We start from the raw sequence: 16,336 nt of genomic DNA, 5'->3' as shown, positions 1-16,336 counted from the left end.
GTAGGCCTGGGTCAAGAAAGCCACACGAGGCAGAACGTGTGCCCGACCGGGTCCGCGTAGACCCGGAAGTCGTCGTCGGTGTCCTTCTGCACCAACCGGGCACCGAGGGCCAGCGCCTTCGGTTCGGCCTCCTCGACGTCCTCGACCAGCACGTCGAGGTGGAACTGCTGCGACCCGTGCGGGTCTGGGAACACCGGCGGCCGGTAGCCGGGACAGCGCTGGAACGCGATGCGCGTGCCGGAGGCGACGATCACGACCCAGTTGTCGTCGTCACCGGGGAGTCTCTCGGCGCCGAGCAGCTTTTCGTAGAACGACGCCAGTTCGGAGGGCTGGGGACAGTCGAGCACGACTGAGCGGAGTTGTCCGACCATGCCCTCCACTCTCTACCGGGTGGCGGGCAGCCGCAACGCCTGCTTGGCGATCGGCTCGAGCGAAGGGTCGCCCGCACCGCCCGTCCACACCGCGAACGCCAGCGTCACGTGGCTGCCCTTGGTGCTGTTGGCGAACGCCGCGCTCTCCAGCGGCTTGCCGTCCAGGCCGTTCACGCCGCCGGAACCGGGCAGCACGACGACCGCGTGCAACGACTTGGCGCTGGGGGCGTCCAGCAGGTCCATGTCCGCCACCATCACGGTCACCTGCCTGCCCTGCACCGTCGCCTCGTACGTGGCGCGCAGCAGCACACCGCAGTCGTTCGCGGTCAGCCACGCCTTCACGTCGCCGAACGCCTGCGCCTGGCACTCCTTGTCCTTCTTCATGTCCTTCGGCACGAACGTCGTGCCGTCCACGACCACCGTCGTCGGCTGGGCCGACGTCGGTGTGGGCGTCGCGTCGGCCGGGCCGTCACCGCCGGGCAGAGCCACGACCAGCCACACGACGAGCAGCAACGCCACCAGCGCGCCGGCCGCCACGTACGTCCAGGTCAGCTTGCGCGGCAAACGCTTGCGACCGAGCGCCGCCCGCATCTGCGCCTTGGGGATCAGCATCGTGTTCGCGGACGCGAGGTCGGAGACGGCGTCGCTGAAGCCCTCGGACAGCAGCGACCGCGCGTCCGGTGGCGTGCCGGTGGTCTGCAGGATCGCGAGGAGCTTCACCGCGTGGTCGGCCGTGCACGGCACCGAGGACGTCGCGAGTTCCCGGGCCGCGCTGAGCACAGTGGACGGTTTGGGGTGCAGCACCCGCACGCCCCGGTTGAGGTCGACGGTCGGCTGGACGACCTGGCTCACGAACGGGCCCACCGCGACGACCGTGCTCACCGGGAGCGGTTCCGCGCGCATCGCCTGGATCCGCTGCGCCACCGCCGTCGCCGCCGCCACGGCCTCGGTCGCCGGATTCGGCGAGCCGTCCTGGGACACCAGCGGCCAGCCGTCGATCTTCCACTGACCGCCGAGCGGCGCCTCGAGCTTCACCGCGGGGTCGGGCAGGTCGACGCCGACGATCACCATCACGCCCTTGGGCAGCACGACGATCGCGTCGAGGGGGACGGGGCAGTCCGGCGGCTGCACGCCGATCAGCGCCACGCCACCCAGCACCTCGGTACCCGCGCCGCAGGCCGTGAGGGCGGCACGGACGTCCGCCCCGATGGCCGAAGGTTCAGCGCCCAGACGGATCAGCCGCACGAGTCCCCACCTTTCCGCACGGGGGGACACCGTAGCGCTCCGGGGTCGGTTCACCGCAGTTGGTGGAGACCTGGCGTGATGGCCGTCACCGATAAGTGGATCACTCGTTGGAGTGAACGCCTGCCAATGCTCACGGAGGGTCCATGTACACACGCGCTGCACTGCTCGCCGTACTGCTGGTGGCCGCCGCATCCCCTGTCGCGACGGCCGCTCCGACCTCCACGGTCTACGTCCACGGCACCGACATCGCGGCCGCCGAAGCCGCGGTCGAGGCGGCCGGTCTGGAGAAGCTCACGAGCTTCCGCAAGATCGGTGTGGTCGCCGCGAGGGGTGACGACGCGCGGATCTCCTCCGCGAGGGCCGGGGCGGGCGTGACGCGCGTCGAGGTCCAGAAGCCGATCAGGTTCCTCGGGTCGACCTCGCACACCGCCACGCGCGGTCTCGACGCCCGCAACAGCCTCGGCCTGACCGGCGCCGGGGTGTCGGTCGCGGTGATCGACTCCGGTGTCGACCCGACACACCCGTCGTTCGGCGGCCGGATCGTGCGCAACCTCAAGAGCCTCTGCCTCGACGGGTCCGCGCAGGCGAACTGCATCGTGCCGGTGCCGGGCTTCCTCGACACGGACACGACGTCGCTGGGCGGGCACGGCACCCACGTCACCGGCATCGCGATCGGCGGTGACGTGCGGACCACCGGTGGCCCCGTGATCCGCGGCGCCGCTCCCGGCGCCAAGGGCGTCGTGATCTCCACCGGCGCGGCGGTCCTCATCCTCGGCGCGGACGCCGCGCTGAACTGGGTGCTGGAGAACCACCGGGCACCGTGCGGCGCCGGCGTGCCCGCGTCCACCTGCCCGCCGATCAAGGTGGTCAACAACTCCTACGGCCCGTCCGGCGGCGGCGCGTTCGACCCCGGGTCCGTGACGGTGAAGCTGCAGCGGCAGCTCGTGGCCGAGGGCGTCGTCGTGGTGTGGGCGAACGGCAACGACGGTGGTGACGGCTCCGCGAACCTGTCCAACCCGCCCGGCTCCGACCCGACCCCCGGCGTGATCTCGGTCGCCTCCTACAACGACCAGGAGACCGGCACCCGCGACGGCACTGTGTCGGACTTCTCCTCGCGCGGCCTCGCCGCGGACTCCGCGACCTGGCCGGACATCTCCGCGCCCGGTGAGAACATCACCTCGTCGTGCCGGCTCCACCTGCCGATCTGCGCGACCGGCCTGCAGCCGCTGAACGGTCCGGGACTGCTCGACCTCGGCACGTTCAACACGATCAGCGGCACGTCGATGGCGGCCCCGCACGTCGCCGGGATCGTCGCACAGCTGTTCCAGTCGAAGCCGTCCGCGACGCCCGCCGACGTCGAGCGAGCGCTCAAGTCGACGGCGTACCGGTACGGCACCGGCTACCAGCCCGCCGGGCCCTACACCTCGTCTTTCGACAAGGGAACAGGTCTGGTCGACGTCGTCGCCGCGGTAAACGCGTTGTAGATCACGATCGCGCATCGCTCGGCCGGGGAGATCGGGACTTAAGACCTGTATCTGCCCCGGTCGGGTGATGATCGAGCTGGTTCTTATGGCGGACATGCCTCAAGTCGGGGCAGAATGCAGCGAACGGGTTTCACGGTGATCACCTCACTCGGCAAAGGCGTAGGGGAAGACGTCCCTCGTCGAGTAGCGGAGGTCAGCAGTGAGCACCCGTGGCAGCACCAGTGGCGTGGTTTACGTCCACTCGTCGCCGTCTGCGGTCTGTCCGCACGTCGAGTGGGCGATCTCGGGCACCCTCGGTGCCCGGGTGGACCTCAGGTGGGCAGCGCAACCAGCGGCACCAGGTCAGTTGCGCGCTGAATGCGCGTGGACCGGAGACGCCGGCACCGGCGCCAAGCTCGTCGCCGCGCTGCGCGCGTGGCCGATGCTCCGGTTCGAGGTGACCGAGGAACCCTCCTCGGGCCAGGACGGGGAGCGCTTCTGCTTCGCGCCCGTTCTCGGGCTGTGGCACGCCCGCACCTCGGCCAACGGCGACATAGTCGTGAACGAGGACCAGTTGCGTTCTCTCGCGGCACGGGCCAGAGGTGGTGAATCCTTCGCGCACGGAGTGGACGAACTCCTCGGCGCCGCCTGGGACGACGCGCTGGAACCGTTCCGCCGCGCGGGCGACGGAGCACCGGTGACCTGGCTGCACCGCGTTGGCTGACCGGGTCGTCCAGTCCGGAGTGGACCCCGCTCACCGTTTGGGCAGCGGGGTTTCTTCTCTGTGCGTGGGGTCCCAGGCCAGCATCAGCTGCCCGTAGAGCGCGGACGTCTCGAGCAGGTGCTCGTGGGTGCCGAGCAACGGCCTGCCGCCGTCCATGACCAGCACCCGGTTCGCCCGCAGCGCCGAGCTCAGCCGGTGCGCGATCACGACGAGAATCCCGCCCCGCTGCGCGAAGACCCGTTCGACGCGCGCCTCGGCGGCGGGGTCCAGGTGTGAGGTCGCTTCGTCGAGGACGATGACGCTCGCCGACGTGACGTAGACGCGCGCGAGCGCCAGGAGCTGCGCCTCACCGGCGGAAAGTCCCTCACCGCCGTGGCCGAGCGCGGCGTCCAAGCCGCCCAGGCGGTCCAGCAGTGGTGCGGCGCCGATCTTGTTCACCGCCTCGACGAGGTCCTCGTCGGTCGCCCGCGGCGCGAGGAGCGTGAGGTTCTCCCGCACCGTGCCGGTGAACAGGTACGTCTCCTGGGGGATCAGCGCGATCGCGTGGTGCCGGACGGCCGGCACCACCCGGTCGACGGGGACGCCGCCGAACAGGACGTGGCCGTGGTCCGGCGGCATCAGGCCGGTCAGCAGACCGGCCATTGTGGACTTGCCGATGCCCGAGGGCCCCACGACGGCCAGGTGGTCGCCGGGACGCAGGTCGAGCGACAGGCCGCGCACCACCGGAACCGCTTCCGGGCTCCAGCCGAACGTGACGTCCCGCAGCGCGAAGCCGCCGCCGGACGGGATCTCGTCGCCGCTCTCCACGCCGGTGCGCGGTGCGGCTTCCTGCAGTCGTTTGAGCGCGACCATCAGCCGCATGACGACGGTGCCGGTGGTGCGGGCCAGGCCGTGCAGCGCGGGGTTCACGCTGGTGGTGAGGTAGACGACGGCCGCCAGCACCGCGCCGGTCGTGAGCTGACCCGACGAGACGAGCGGGGGAGCGAACGCCACCAGCAGCGCGATGGGCGCGAAGCCGCCGATCGCGATCACCGTGGCGCGCAACGAGTTCGCCCACGCGACCGTGATCGTGGCCCTGGCCTGCCGGTCGACCTGCCTCGCGATGTCCTCGAAGGCCTCGGTGGCCGCGTCGCAGGCGGCGACGTCGCGCAGGCCGGTCAGCACCGCGCCGGACGCTTCCGCGGTGCTCTCGTCGGCCATGACGGCGTGGCGCTGCCGTCGGGCCAGGGAGGGGAGCATGAACCCGAAGAGCACCAGCGCGGCCACGATCGGGAGCACGACCAGCCAGAACAGCGCGGCGGCCGTGGTGGCGAGACCGACGAGCGCGGCGACCGTGGTGACCAGAAGGGCGCGGGCCTGCACCAGCACGCCCGCGGTGGCGTCGCGCACCACCTCGACGTGCCGGGTGATCATGGCCACGGCGCTGGCGTCCGGGGTGCGTCGGTGCGTCGGATCGCTCAGCACGCCCCGCACGACCCGCGCGACCAAGGCGTCGCGCATCGGTTCGACGACCGAGCCGAGCCGGGCGAAGACCTGCCGCTGACCCAGCGCGCCGGCCACCGCGAGCGAGGCGAACGCGAGCAGCCACAGCACACCGGCCAGCGGCCGTCCCGCCGCGAAGCCCCGGTCGACGGCGCTGCCGACCAGCTTGCCGCCGAAGAACGCGGGAACGCCCTCGAGCAGCGACCAGGCCAGCAGGACGAGAACGCCCTTGCGGTGTCCTGCCAGCGTGGAGAGGTAGAAACGCATCACTGGCCCCCGGTGAACACGGCTCGGTAGTCCTCGTCGTCCCACAGCTCGCGATGGGTGCCGGTGCCGCGGACGCGACCGCCTTCGAGCCACACGACCAGGTCCGCTCTCGCCGCCGTGGCCGGGCGGTGGGTCACGACCACCCGCGTCCGCCCGGGCAGCGTCGTGGTGAGCGCCTCGTCCACCTTGGCCTCGGTCACGGTGTCCAGGCTCGCGGTGGCGTCGTCGAGGACGAGCACCTCCGGATCGCGGATGATCGCGCGCGCCAGCCCCACCCGTTGCGCCTCGCCACCGGACAGCGGGGCGTCGGCCAGCGGGGTGTCGTAGCCGTGGGGCAGCCGGACCAGCACGTCGTGCACCTGGGCGGCGACGGCGGCCTCTCGGACGCGGACCTCGTCCGCGTCCGTCCCGTAGCCGATCGAACGGCCGATCGTGGTGCCCAGCAGGGCGGGACGCTCGAAGGCGTACCCGACGGAGTCGTGGCCCGCCACCTCGCCGGAGTCCACTGAGGACAGTCCGCCGAGCACCGCCGCGAGCGTCGACTTGCCCGCGCCGGAAGCACCGACGACGGCGGTGAACGTGCCGGCCGGGATCAGGAGGCTCACGTCGTGCAACGCACCGTCGACGCTGACGTTCCGCAGCTCGATGACTCCGTTGGACGGCTTGGGCGCGGGGCGTCGCGGTACCGGGGTGTCGAGCACCTCGGCGATCCTGGCGGCGCTGGCGCGGGTCCGTTCGAGCACGGTCAGCTGGGTCATCTGGCCGACGATGCCCATGCCGAGCGCCGCGTAGCCGAGGGCGGCGAGCACGTCACCGGTGCTCAGCCTGCCCTGCATCACACCGAACCCGGCGGCGGTGAGCACCGCGACCTCGACGGCGGGCAGCAGCAACCCGGCCCGCCACATCATCCTCGCCTGCGTGCGCCACATGCCCGCGCCGGCCGCGGCGAGCCGGGGCAGGGGCTCCAGCACGCGGTTCGTCTCGCGGCCCGCGATACCGGCGGACGCGATCGTGCGCAGACCGGACACCGAGTCGAGCAGCCGGGCCGAGACCTCGCCGGACACCTCCTGGTAGGTCAGCACGTCGTCGGCGGTCATGCGCATGTGGGTGCGGATCAGCAGGCCCGCCAGCGGAACGCTCACCACGAACACGGCCGCGAGCCGCCAGTCCAGCAACGCGAGCGCGACCACCGCGCCCGCCGAGGACACGGCGGTGACGAGCAACGTGATCAGCGTGACGGCGATGCCGCCCGCGTTGCCGCAGTCGCCCGTCACGCGGCTGACCGCGTCACCGGCGGCGAACGGGGAGGGGTGGCCGAGCGCGAGGAGCTTGCGGGAGAGCTCGCGGCGCAACCAGGCCGTGGCGCGGCTCGTGGTGCTCGCGGCGAGCACGATGCCGATCGCGTCCCCGATGATCTCCGTCGCCGCCAGCAAGAGCAGCCACACCACCGTGAACAGCACGAACGTACCGCTCAGGGCCATGTCCACGGCGCTCGCGAGAGCCGCGGGGAGCAGCAGGCCGCCGGTCGTGGCGACCGCGGCGTTGAGCATCAGCAGCCACGGGCGGTGGTCGCGGCGGACGACCGAGAACAGCAGGGCGTCGCCTGGTTTGGCCATCGGCTGTTCCTCCGGAGGTCACGAGGGCGCATCATGAGCCAGGGCCCGACAGCTGGCCGGCTGCCGGGCCCTGCAGTCGGAGGGTGAGCGGCATACTTCGCCTATGCCGCTCACCCACCGCGGTGGTTCAGTTGAGGCGCGAGTCAGCAGGCCAGCAGGCTGACGGTGCTGTGCGAGCAGGGGAGCAGCAGCGACGCGTTGGACGCGGTCGTGGAGCCGCCACCGCCGCCGCCGTGGCCCGACGCCATCGCGTTGCTCGGCGCCTCGGGGGTCTCGAGGTCCTGCATGTCGAGGATGAAGCCCATGACAATCTCCTAAGGTCGAGGGATCGATGTTTCCTGCTACCGGTCCGCGAGGGCCGGGGCCTGTGCCCTTCCGAGGAAGGGGAGTGGTGGACGTCCGTCCACTGTGGAGGCGATGGCGAGCAGGACGCCCGCGCCGCCGGTGTTGAGGTCCATGGAGAGCCGGCGCAGCTGCACGCCGGGGAAGGCGAGCCCCCCGCCGTAGCGCACGGCGTGCCAGCCGAGAGCCCTGAGGTGCTGCCGGACGGAGCGTTCGAGCCGCTCGTCCGGCCGGTGCCTGGTCGCGTGGGCCAGCGTGGCCATCAGTCCCGCCCTGCCCAGCGTGAACGCCGGCTGGATGACGAACTCGCCGGTGCACCCGCCGAGCAGCTCCGGGAGTTTCGCCACGCAGGCGCGTTCCGGCGCCGCCTTCGCGAACTCCGTGAGCACCAACGCGATTCCGGCGCCGCCGATGCCCACGTAGGGCAGCGACCGGAACGTGCCGTCGCGCACCTGCAGGGAACCGTCCAGCGCGACCATCGTTTCCGCCAGGTCGCGTTCGAGGGCCTGCTCGGCCAGGTCGAGCCAGTGCCGGTCACCGGTGTGTTCCGACAGGCGCAGGAAGAACAGCGCGGGACCCGACCAGCCGTGCAGCAGTCCCGCCCTGGCCTTCGGGCCCGGCGGCGGCGCCTGCTCCAGCCGCGCCGCGAGCCGGTGCGCCAGCTCTTCCGCCTGCGCGGTGAAACCGCTGTCGCGGCGGGAGTCCGCGAAGTGCAGCAGGTTGAGGCCGATGCCGGACAGACCGGCGCTGAGCCCGTGGTCCCGCGTGGTGCGGACGAGCGGGGCGTAGCTCTCGACGAGCTGCGCGGCGAGGTCGTGGTGGCCGAAGTTCTCCAGCACGTGCGCGATGCCGTGCGCGCCGACGAAGAAACCGGGCTGCTTCGGCGGGTCGTTCCTGACCGCCTCGACGAGCCACCGCTCGTGCTCGGGGTAGCGGCCCTCGCCGCTGTCCGCCAGCGCGTGCAGCACACCTGCGGCGCCGTGGCCGAAGCCGAGGCCGCCGGTCTCGAACTGCTCGATGTCGCCGGGGAACAGCCGGTCCTTCCGGTGCGGCGTCGCGCTGTGCAGGATCGCCGCGGCGATCTCCTTGCGCACCACCGCCCAGTCGGGGTTCTCGTCGTCGAACGCGGTGAACGCGGGATCGGCAGGCGGGTCGACGCGCGGCGTGAGCACGTCGAGGATCTGCCGCCGGTAGTCCTCGGAGAGCCCGAACCGCTCCGCGACGACGTGCACGTGCTGGCGCAGCTTGGCCGGCGCGAGCTCCAGCACCGCGTTGAGCGGCAGGAAGATCCACAGCTTGAGCGCGGCCAGCGGGTAGGCGTCGACCTCGAAGCCCTCGCGGTCCTGCGGCGCCTGGAACCCCGGCGCGCCGAGCGTGGGCCGGTGCGGGGCCTCGATCGTCGACGACAGCTCGAAGTCGATGAGCGAGACGTCGTCGTTGTCGTCGACCAGGATGTTCATCGTGTGCAGGTCGCCGAAGACGACACCGCGCTCGTGCACCTCGGCCACCAGGGCCTCGACCTTGCCGATGAGCGCCTCGGCGCGGACGCGGTAGTCCCGCAGCAGCTCGTCGGTGGTGTCCCGGTGCGTCAGCGGGTAGTTGTGGCCGAGCCACTGCCCGAGCGAACGCCCCGGCATGAACTCCATGGCCACGAACAGGTGCTCCCACTCCGTGAAGCGGTCGTACACCTCGGGAACACCCTTGATGCCGTGCAGTCTCGTGAGGATCTCGTGCTCGAGCTCCAGCCGTGCCACGGCGTCGCGGCCCTCGCGGTCGAGCCCGGCGTGCGGCCGCGCCTCCTTGAGCACGACCTCCTTGCCGTCGCTCTTGCGCGTCGCCAGGTAGACACCGCCGCCGTTGGAGAAGTGCAGCGACCTCTTGATCTCGTAGGGGAACTTCTCCGGGTCACCGGCGTTGCGCTCGGCGAGGTGCGGCTCCAGGAACGCCGGCAGCTCGACCCACTCGGGCAGGCTGAACACCGGCTTGCGCTTGTCCGCCACCAGTTCGCCGTCCGGGCCCTCGATCGCGAGCACCTGCTGCCCGTCGACCTCGAGCCACTGCTCGGAGAACCCGCCGTAGCGCACGTACAGCGGCCCCTTGCCGATCCGCAGGTCGCTCAGGACGTACGCCCCGTGCTCGCCGTCGAGGACCTGCGCGAGCTCGGTGCAGATCGTCTCGAGCTGCTCGGCACTCACCGGGTAGATGGTGACGAGCTTGCCGCTGCCCTCACGGGGCGCGTACTTCGAGTTGCGCGCCAGCACGATCGAGATCGTCCGCAGGTACTTGAAGGGGATCCGCCGGTCGACGCAGTAGTCGAAAGCCGCCTTCAGCACCCGGCCGGCGTTGTCGAGACCGGCGGAGACGTGGATCTTCCACCCCTGGTTCGGCAGCCGGACCCCCGCGGGGTGGTGGTGCCGCCACACGTTGCGCTCCACCGTCACCCAGTCGGGCGGGAGCGCGGGCAGTTCGGTGGAAAAGTCGTCCGCGGGAGTGCTTTCGGTGCTGCTCTGCAGATCGTAGAACTGCCGATCGGCGAAGCAGTACGCCTCGTATCTGAGGTCCACCGAAATCCCCTCCCCGGCTCGTTTGTGTTTTCTTTGACGCGGCATATTCCCGCACAAATTCGCAGCTATGGCCAATCCGCCGTCTGGGTCATATGGGTCACCTGTTCGTGCGTAGAAGAGCCGTCGCTACTGATGGGTATGACACATTAGGTGATGAGGTTTGGATCCATCTCACCCGGTTGAGACGTTTGAAGAACGGTGGTGTGATGGCAGTCTGGCGTGTCGCCGCTAAACGGCACCGAGTCGTACAGCAAATCGCGTGTCTCTGACCTGGGCTATTCCAGCTGGGGCTCGACGTATAGTTGGGTGGGGGCAAACGTCGTGCACGCGCCGTGTCGACTGCTCTTTCCGGGTGAAGCTGAAAATGACTCCACATGCGTGTTTGGTGACGCTGTTCGGCGGTATGCCCTGCTCCGGACGGACCTATTCGCAGGATGAGATTGTCCATTGAAAACTTATGTAGCAAATATTGTCTTGCTACATGCACCTCGTCAATTTGATGCCTAATGTTTTCTTTCGGGTGAAATCAGTTTTCGGGCGTAACGCCGTACGTCCGCCTGCGGCGCTCCGCTGCTCCGGCCGGCGTGAGGCTAGGCTGCGCGTGTGGGGAGCGTGGCGAGCCGCTGGCTGGTGCCGGCCGTGGTGGTGATCACCGGAGCCGCGGTGGCGGCCGGCATGGTGGGCCGTGCCGTGTACTCGCGCCCGGCCGAGGCCCAGGGATCACCCGCGGTGCCGTCGTCGTCCGTGGCCGGGCCCGTGCCGGGGACGTCCGAGGTGCGGCTGAGCCCCGACTCGTTCACCCACCCCGACCGGACGTCGGTGCAGCGGGTGCTGCAGTCCTACTTCGACTCGATCAACAACCTGGACTTCGCCGCGTGGCGGTCGGTGGTGTCCGCCCGGCGGGTGTCGTCGACCGTGGAGTCGGCCTGGATCGCCGCCTACGAGACGACCCGGGACGGGTCGGTGGTGGTGCAGCGGGTCGAGTCCGACGTGGTGGGCCGGCGGCTGCGGGTGCTGATCTCCTTCGTGTCCACTCAGGACGTCTCCAAGGCCCCGCCCGCGTTGCCCGAGCCGTGCATCCGGTGGCGGGTCGTCTACGTCCTGGCGTGGGAGGGCGGGGAGCTGAAGGTGGACGAGGCCCCTGAGAACCGGAACCCGCAGATGGAGAAGTGCTGAGGGGTCGCCTCCTTAGGCGCGGGTGCGCCGGTGGAGTGGGTCGTTCCCCCTGGTGCGTTGAGGGCTTCCGGGTTGACCGGTCGGCGCCACGGGCACGCTGGTGGCACCTCTGTCGCGCTGGGCGGCTCGCCCTCGGCCTCGCGGTGAAGACCGCCGCGCCACTCGTGCTTCCTCCCGCCACCACCACGTCCCCGCACGCGGACAGCGCGAAGCCCCGGTCCGATGGTGGCGACCGGGGCTTCGCGGTGGTGCGGGTGTGACCTAGGCCTGGGTGAAGGCCAGGGCCACGTTGTGGCCGCCGAAGCCGAACGAGTCGTTCACGGCGGCTTCCAGCTTGATCTTGCGCGGTTCGCCCGCCACCACGTCCAGCGTGACGGCCGGGTCGAGGTTCTCCAGGTTGAGGGTCTGGGGAACGATGCCGTCGCGGATCGAGAGGACGGTGACGATCGCCTCCACCGCTCCCGCCGCGCCCAGCAGGTGGCCCAGGGCGCCCTTCGGGGCGGTGAGGACCGGGTGGTCGCCGATCGCCTTGCGGATCGCCACGGTTTCCGCGACGTCGCCCACCTGGGTGGAGGTGGCGTGGCAGTTCACGTGGCCCACGTCGGACGGGTCGATGCCGCCGGACCGCAGGGATGCGGCGATGGCACGCGACTGGCCCACGCCCTCGGGGTCCGGGGCGGTGATGTGGTAGCCGTCGGCGGAGGTGCCGATGCCCGCGAGGCGGCCGTAGATCTTGGCGCCCCTGGCTTCGGCGAACTCGCGGCGTTCCAGGACCATGACGCCCGCGCCCTCGCCGAGGACGAAGCCGTCGCGGGCCGTGTCGAACGGGCGCGAGGCCTTCTCCGGCTCGTCGTTGCGGGTGCTCATGGTGCGGGCCTGCGAGAAGCCCGCGACCGGGATCGCCGTGATGCACGCTTCCGCGCCGCCCGCGACGACCACGTCGGCTTCGCCGGCCATGATCATGCGGTAGGCCCACGCGATGGCCTCGGCGCCCGACGCGCAGGCGGAGACCGGGGCGTGCACGCCCGCCTGTGCCTTCAGTTCCAGGCCCACGTGCGCGGCCGGCCCGTTCGGCATCAGCATCGGGACGGTCAGCGGCGACACCTTGCGCAGGCCCTGCTGCTCCAGGAGGTCGTCCTGGGTCAGGAGGGTGATCGCGCCGCCGATGCCCGTGCCGATGATCACGGCGAGGCGCTGGCGGTCGACGGTGTCGTCGTCGTGGCCCGCGTCGGCCCACGCCTGGCGGGACGCCACGATGGCGACCTGCTCGGAGCGGTCCAGGCGGCGGGCCTCGACGCGGGGGAGCACCTCGGTCGGGTCCACCACGAGCTGCGACGCGATCTTGACCGGCAGGTCGTACTTCTCGACCCAGTCGTGGGTCATGGGGCGGACCCCGCTCTTGCCGGCCAGCAGCGCGTCCCAGGTGGACGTGACATCACCACCGAGCGGGGTGGTGGCACCCAGCCCGGTGATGACGACCTCGATGCCCGAACTCACTTGTTGCTGGTGATGTAGTTCACCGCGTCACCAACGGTCTTGAGGTTGGCCAGCTCGTCGTCGGGGATCTTCACGCCGAACTTGTCCTCGGCCTGGACGGCGATCTCGACCATCGACAGCGAGTCGATGTCGAGGTCGTCCACGAAGGACTTCTCAGCGGTGACGTCGTCGGCGGCAACGCCGGCGACCTCTTCGACGATCTCGGCAAGACCGGACAGGACGTTGTCGCTCACTGAAGTTCCCTTTCGGTTGAAACGGTGGAAAAACTCATGGGCACCGGACCACCTGTCCCGCGTAGGACAGGCCCGCGCCGAACCCGACCATCAGCACCACGTCTCCGGAGGAGATCTCGCCCGCCGACCTCATGTGGTCCAGCGCCATGGGGATCGAGGCCGAGGAGGTGTTGCCAGATTCGACGATGTCTCGAGCGATCTTCAGGTCCTCGCGCGCACCATTCTTGTGCAGGCGCTTCGCGATCGACTCGATGATCCTGAGGTTGGCCTGGTGCGGGGCGAACACGTCCACGTCGGACAGTTCGACGCCCGCGAGTTCGGCGGCGCGGAGCGCCACCGGTGCGATCTGGGTCGTCGCCCACCGGAAGACCGCCTGGCCCTCCTGGTGGATGAACGAGTCGCGGTCGTCGATCCTGATGACCTCGGACATCGAGCCGTCCGAGCCCCAGGCGACGGGGCCGATCTCGTTCGTGGCGCTGGCGCCGACCACGACGGCACCCGCGCCGTCCGCGAAGATGATCGCGGTCGAGCGGTCGTCCTGGTGGGTCCAGTCGGTGAGCTTCTCCGCGCCGATGACGAGGATGTTCTTCACCGTTCCCGCGCGGACGATGTCCGCGGCGGTCGCGACGGCGTAGCAGAAGCCCGCGCACGCGGCGTTCAGGTCGAACGCGGCCGCGGCCTTGACGCCGAGCCGGGTGGCGACCTGCGCGGCGGCGTTCGGGATCGTCGACGGCATGGTGCACGTCGCCACGATCACGCCACCGATGTCCTCGGGCGTGAGGCCCGCGTCCTCGATCGCCTTCGCGCCCGCGAGGACGGACATGTCGACGACGCCCTCGTCCTTCGCCGCCACGCGCCGGTTGACGATGCCGACCCGCTCGCGGATCCACTCGTCCGAGGTGTCCATGCGCTGAGCCAGGTCGTGGTTGCTCACCACGGTCTCGGGCTGGTAGCTGCCGAGGCCGAGGATGCGGCTACCCGCGGCTGCCTGCGGGGCCTGGAAGGTCGTCACTTGGTGGCTCCAACGGTGTCGAAGAGCTCCGCGACCTTCTCGAGCTGGTCAGGGGTCTTCAGGGCGAGGGTGGCGGTGCCCTTCATCGCACGCTTGGCGAGACCGGTCAGCACGCCGGCGGGCGGCAGCTCGACCGAGCCGCCGACGCCCTTCTCGACGAACGCGGCCTGGCACAGGTCCCAGCGGACGGGGCTCGTGACCTGGGAGACCAGGCGTCGCAGCACCTCGGCGCCCTCGGCGACGAACTGACCGTCCTTGTTGGACACCAGCGGCAGCGACGGGTCCTGCGTGACGACTTCGGCGGCACGCGCGCGCACGGCGTCTTCGGCCGATGCCATGTACTTGGTGTGGAACGCGCCCGCGACGGCCAGCTTGCGGATCTTCGCCGGGCCGGGCGGGTTCTCCACCAGCGCGTCGAGCGCGGCGTGCGGTCCGGCCGCGACGATCTGACCGGCACCGTTGCGGTTGGCGGGCACGAGGCCGAGCTCTTCGAGGCGCGCCAGCACCTCCGGCTCGTCACCGCCGAGCACCGCGGCCATGCCGGTGGGCTCCAGGGCGCAGGCCTGCGCCATCGCCGCACCGCGCACGGCGGCCAGGGCGACGGCGTCGTCGGCGCTGATGACGCCCGCGACCGCGGCGGCGGCGAGCTCGCCGACCGAGTGCCCGCCGACCACCACCTCGGACGGCAGTGCGACGCGCTTGCGCAGCTCGCCGAACGCGAGCACGGCGAGCGCCACGACGAGGGGCTGGGTGATCGCGGTGTCGACGATCTCGTCGGCCTCCGCGGTGGTGCCGAGGCGCACCAGGTCGAGGCCCGTGATCTCCGACCACGTGCGCACCTGCTTCTCGGCCCCCTCCAGTTCGAGCCAGGGGGCGAGCATGCCGGGCGTCTGGGACCCTTGTCCGGGCGCGAGGAGTGCGATCACGCCGATTACTAAAGCCGGTGGACCCGCCGGTACCCCATGTCGTGAACAACTAAGTACGGCGATCGTATTTGTAGAAACCCTACAAAAGTGTCGCCCGGATGAACGCGTCTCGGCGTAAGCCCAGCTCAGGGCGCCGGGGGTTCGTTTGGTCCTCACCCCAACGGATGGGTGCGAACTCCGTCACAACCAGTTCACTACCACAGGCCCCGGGAGCGGGCAAGGCGTCCTACAGACAAAGCGACGCGAAGCACAAGTGCGTCCCGAGCGTCATGTGCATTTCTTCCCGTCATTTCCTGAACGCGCCGAAGGCGATATCTGACCGTGTTCGGGTGCACGAACAGTCTTTTCGCGCACGTCTCCAGCACGCCCCCGACCTCCAGGAACGCGTCCACGGTCTCCAGCAGCGCGCCGCCCGCGTCCTCCAGCGGTCTCGCGACCCGGTCGACGAGCTGCCACTCGGCCTCCGGGTCGCCCGCGAGCGCCCGTTCCGGCAGCAGGTCGAGGGACCGGACGGGCCGGGGGGCGGCGGGCCAGCCCACGACGGCCCGCAGCCCGCTCAGCGCGTCGCTCGCGCTGCGGTGCGCCTCCGAGAGGCTCGCCACGGTCGGCCCGGCGACCACGGGACCCTCGCCGAAGCCCTCGGCGATGCGGCCCAGCACGTCCTCACCGGTCTCCGTCGGCCCGCCGAGCACGACGACCAGCCGCGAGCCCTGCACGGACAGCAGCACGGGCCGCCCGGCGCGGGCCGCCTTGCTGCGCACCGAGTAGATGATCGCGGGCGGGTCCTCGCCGCCGGGGTTGCCGACCAGCACGGTCGCCTCGAGCGCCGGGTCCCAGCCGAGCGCGGCGGCTCGGGAGAGCAGCGACTCCTCGGGGTCCCCGCGCACGATGCCGTCGACGACCAGCGCCTCCAGCCGGGCGTCCCACGCACCGCGCGCCTCGGCGGCCGCCGCGTAGGAGGTGGCGGCGGAGAAGGCGATCTCCCGCCCGTACCGCAGCACGCCCTCCATCAGCAGCGCGCGCTCGGCCTCGTTCGCCGCCATCTGCGGCATCTGCTCCTCGAACAGCTCCAGCGCTATCCGGACCAGCTCCACGGTCTGGCGCAGGCTGACCCAGCGGGAGATGTCCTTGGGGGCGCTGCGGAACGCGTCCGCGGTCAGCCGGATCGCCTGCTGCCGGTCGTGCAGCCACTCGACGAACCCGGCCACGCCGTTCTGGATCAGCAGCAGCACGCTCGCCCGCTGGTCCGCGGGCATCCGGGCGAACCAGGACAGCCGCCGCTCCATCTCCGACACGCTCGCGGTCGCGAGCGAGCCCGACGCGCGTTCGATCTTGCGCATGGTGCGGGCGGAGAGCGCGGGCGGGTGCTCCTCCTTCGCCTTGCTGCTGGTCATACCCGCAGCCTAAGGCCAGGGGAG

14 protein-coding genes are annotated in these 16,336 nt (G+C 70.8%); 3 read left to right on the top strand and 11 right to left on the bottom strand.

The window, feature by feature from the left end; genetic code table 11:
- Positions 1-11: 11 nt before the first annotated feature.
- Complete coding sequence (locus tag L6E10_RS30725) at positions 12-371, bottom strand: VOC family protein (protein ID WP_236223645.1); 360 nt, start codon at positions 369-371, stop codon at positions 12-14.
- 12 nt (positions 372-383) lie between these two features.
- Positions 384-1,616, bottom strand: coding sequence for a hypothetical protein (locus tag L6E10_RS30720; RefSeq protein WP_236223644.1), 1,233 nt, complete (start codon positions 1,614-1,616; stop codon positions 384-386).
- Between the two features lie 143 nt (positions 1,617-1,759).
- Between L6E10_RS30720 and L6E10_RS30715 the strand changes: the two genes are divergently transcribed.
- Positions 1,760-3,100 carry a S8 family serine peptidase gene (locus tag L6E10_RS30715; protein WP_236223643.1) on the top strand — a complete coding sequence of 447 codons (1,341 nt, stop codon included), beginning with the start codon at positions 1,760-1,762 and terminating at the stop codon, positions 3,098-3,100.
- Between the two features lie 199 nt (positions 3,101-3,299).
- Positions 3,300-3,803: a DUF3145 domain-containing protein gene (locus L6E10_RS30710; RefSeq protein ID WP_236223642.1), complete on the top strand. Its 504-nt coding sequence runs from the start codon at positions 3,300-3,302 to the stop codon at positions 3,801-3,803.
- 30 nt (positions 3,804-3,833) lie between these two features.
- Here L6E10_RS30710 and L6E10_RS30705 read toward each other — a convergent pair whose 3' ends face one another.
- The 4 genes from L6E10_RS30705 to lanKC all read right to left on the bottom strand — a co-directional run bounded on the left by L6E10_RS30705 (position 3,834) and on the right by lanKC (position 10,074).
- The gene (locus tag L6E10_RS30705; protein WP_236223641.1) at positions 3,834-5,552 is read right to left on the bottom strand and encodes an ABC transporter ATP-binding protein; all 1,719 of its coding nucleotides are present in this window, start codon (positions 5,550-5,552) and stop codon (positions 3,834-3,836) included.
- Entirely contained in the window at positions 5,552-7,168 is a 1,617-nt protein-coding gene (locus L6E10_RS30700) for an ABC transporter ATP-binding protein (RefSeq protein ID WP_236223640.1), read from the bottom strand. The genes L6E10_RS30705 and L6E10_RS30700 overlap by 1 nt, the downstream gene beginning before the upstream one ends.
- A gap of 143 nt (positions 7,169-7,311) precedes the next feature.
- Positions 7,312-7,473, bottom strand: a complete 162-nt coding sequence (locus L6E10_RS30695; protein ID WP_090006228.1) for a SapB/AmfS family lanthipeptide — start codon at positions 7,471-7,473, stop codon at positions 7,312-7,314.
- A gap of 36 nt (positions 7,474-7,509) precedes the next feature.
- A complete protein-coding gene (gene lanKC, locus L6E10_RS30690) occupies positions 7,510-10,074 on the bottom strand; it encodes a class III lanthionine synthetase LanKC (protein ID WP_236223639.1) in 2,565 nt (854 codons plus the stop codon).
- A 603-nt stretch (positions 10,075-10,677) separates the two neighbouring features.
- Here lanKC and L6E10_RS30685 point away from each other — a divergent pair.
- Positions 10,678-11,250: a hypothetical protein gene (locus tag L6E10_RS30685; RefSeq protein ID WP_236223638.1), complete on the top strand. Its 573-nt coding sequence runs from the start codon at positions 10,678-10,680 to the stop codon at positions 11,248-11,250.
- Between the two features lie 261 nt (positions 11,251-11,511).
- Here the strand turns inward: L6E10_RS30685 and L6E10_RS30680 are convergent, their stop codons facing one another.
- From L6E10_RS30680 to L6E10_RS30660, 5 genes are all read right to left on the bottom strand, one after another.
- Entirely contained in the window at positions 11,512-12,747 is a 1,236-nt protein-coding gene (locus L6E10_RS30680; protein WP_236223637.1) for a beta-ketoacyl synthase, read from the bottom strand.
- The gene (locus L6E10_RS30675; protein ID WP_030465146.1) at positions 12,744-12,980 is read right to left on the bottom strand and encodes an acyl carrier protein; all 237 of its coding nucleotides are present in this window, start codon (positions 12,978-12,980) and stop codon (positions 12,744-12,746) included. The genes L6E10_RS30680 and L6E10_RS30675 overlap by 4 nt, the downstream gene beginning before the upstream one ends.
- Before the next feature lie 34 nt (positions 12,981-13,014).
- Positions 13,015-13,992 carry a beta-ketoacyl-ACP synthase III gene (locus L6E10_RS30670; protein WP_236223636.1) on the bottom strand — a complete coding sequence of 326 codons (978 nt, stop codon included), beginning with the start codon at positions 13,990-13,992 and terminating at the stop codon, positions 13,015-13,017.
- Complete coding sequence (locus L6E10_RS30665; protein ID WP_236223635.1) at positions 13,989-14,918, bottom strand: ACP S-malonyltransferase; 930 nt, start codon at positions 14,916-14,918, stop codon at positions 13,989-13,991. Before L6E10_RS30665 ends, L6E10_RS30670 begins: the two co-directional genes overlap by 4 nt.
- 194 nt (positions 14,919-15,112) lie before the next feature.
- Positions 15,113-16,312, bottom strand: coding sequence for a CdaR family transcriptional regulator (locus tag L6E10_RS30660; RefSeq protein WP_236223634.1), 1,200 nt, complete (start codon positions 16,310-16,312; stop codon positions 15,113-15,115).
- Positions 16,313-16,336: the final 24 nt, after the last annotated feature.

Origin of the sequence: Lentzea sp. CC55 (genome assembly GCF_021056325.1) — a bacterium.
GTDB classification, from domain to species: domain Bacteria; phylum Actinomycetota; class Actinomycetes; order Mycobacteriales; family Pseudonocardiaceae; genus Lentzea; species Lentzea jiangxiensis.
The sequence above is the reverse complement of the archived record's forward strand: the minus strand, read 5'-3'. Positions and strand labels throughout refer to the sequence as shown.

Coding starts and splice junctions, on each gene's coding strand:
- L6E10_RS30725 (WP_236223645.1), bottom strand. CDS start 371: ATGGTCGGACAACTCCGCTCAGTCGTGCTCGACTGTCCCCAGCCCTCC.
- L6E10_RS30715 (WP_236223643.1), top strand. CDS start 1,760: ATGTACACACGCGCTGCACTGCTCGCCGTACTGCTGGTGGCCGCCGCA.
- L6E10_RS30695 (WP_090006228.1), bottom strand. CDS start 7,473: ATGGGCTTCATCCTCGACATGCAGGACCTCGAGACCCCCGAGGCGCCG.
- L6E10_RS30700 (WP_236223640.1), bottom strand. CDS start 7,168: ATGGCCAAACCAGGCGACGCCCTGCTGTTCTCGGTCGTCCGCCGCGAC.
- L6E10_RS30660 (WP_236223634.1), bottom strand. CDS start 16,312: ATGACCAGCAGCAAGGCGAAGGAGGAGCACCCGCCCGCGCTCTCCGCC.
- L6E10_RS30705 (WP_236223641.1), bottom strand. CDS start 5,552: ATGCGTTTCTACCTCTCCACGCTGGCAGGACACCGCAAGGGCGTTCTC.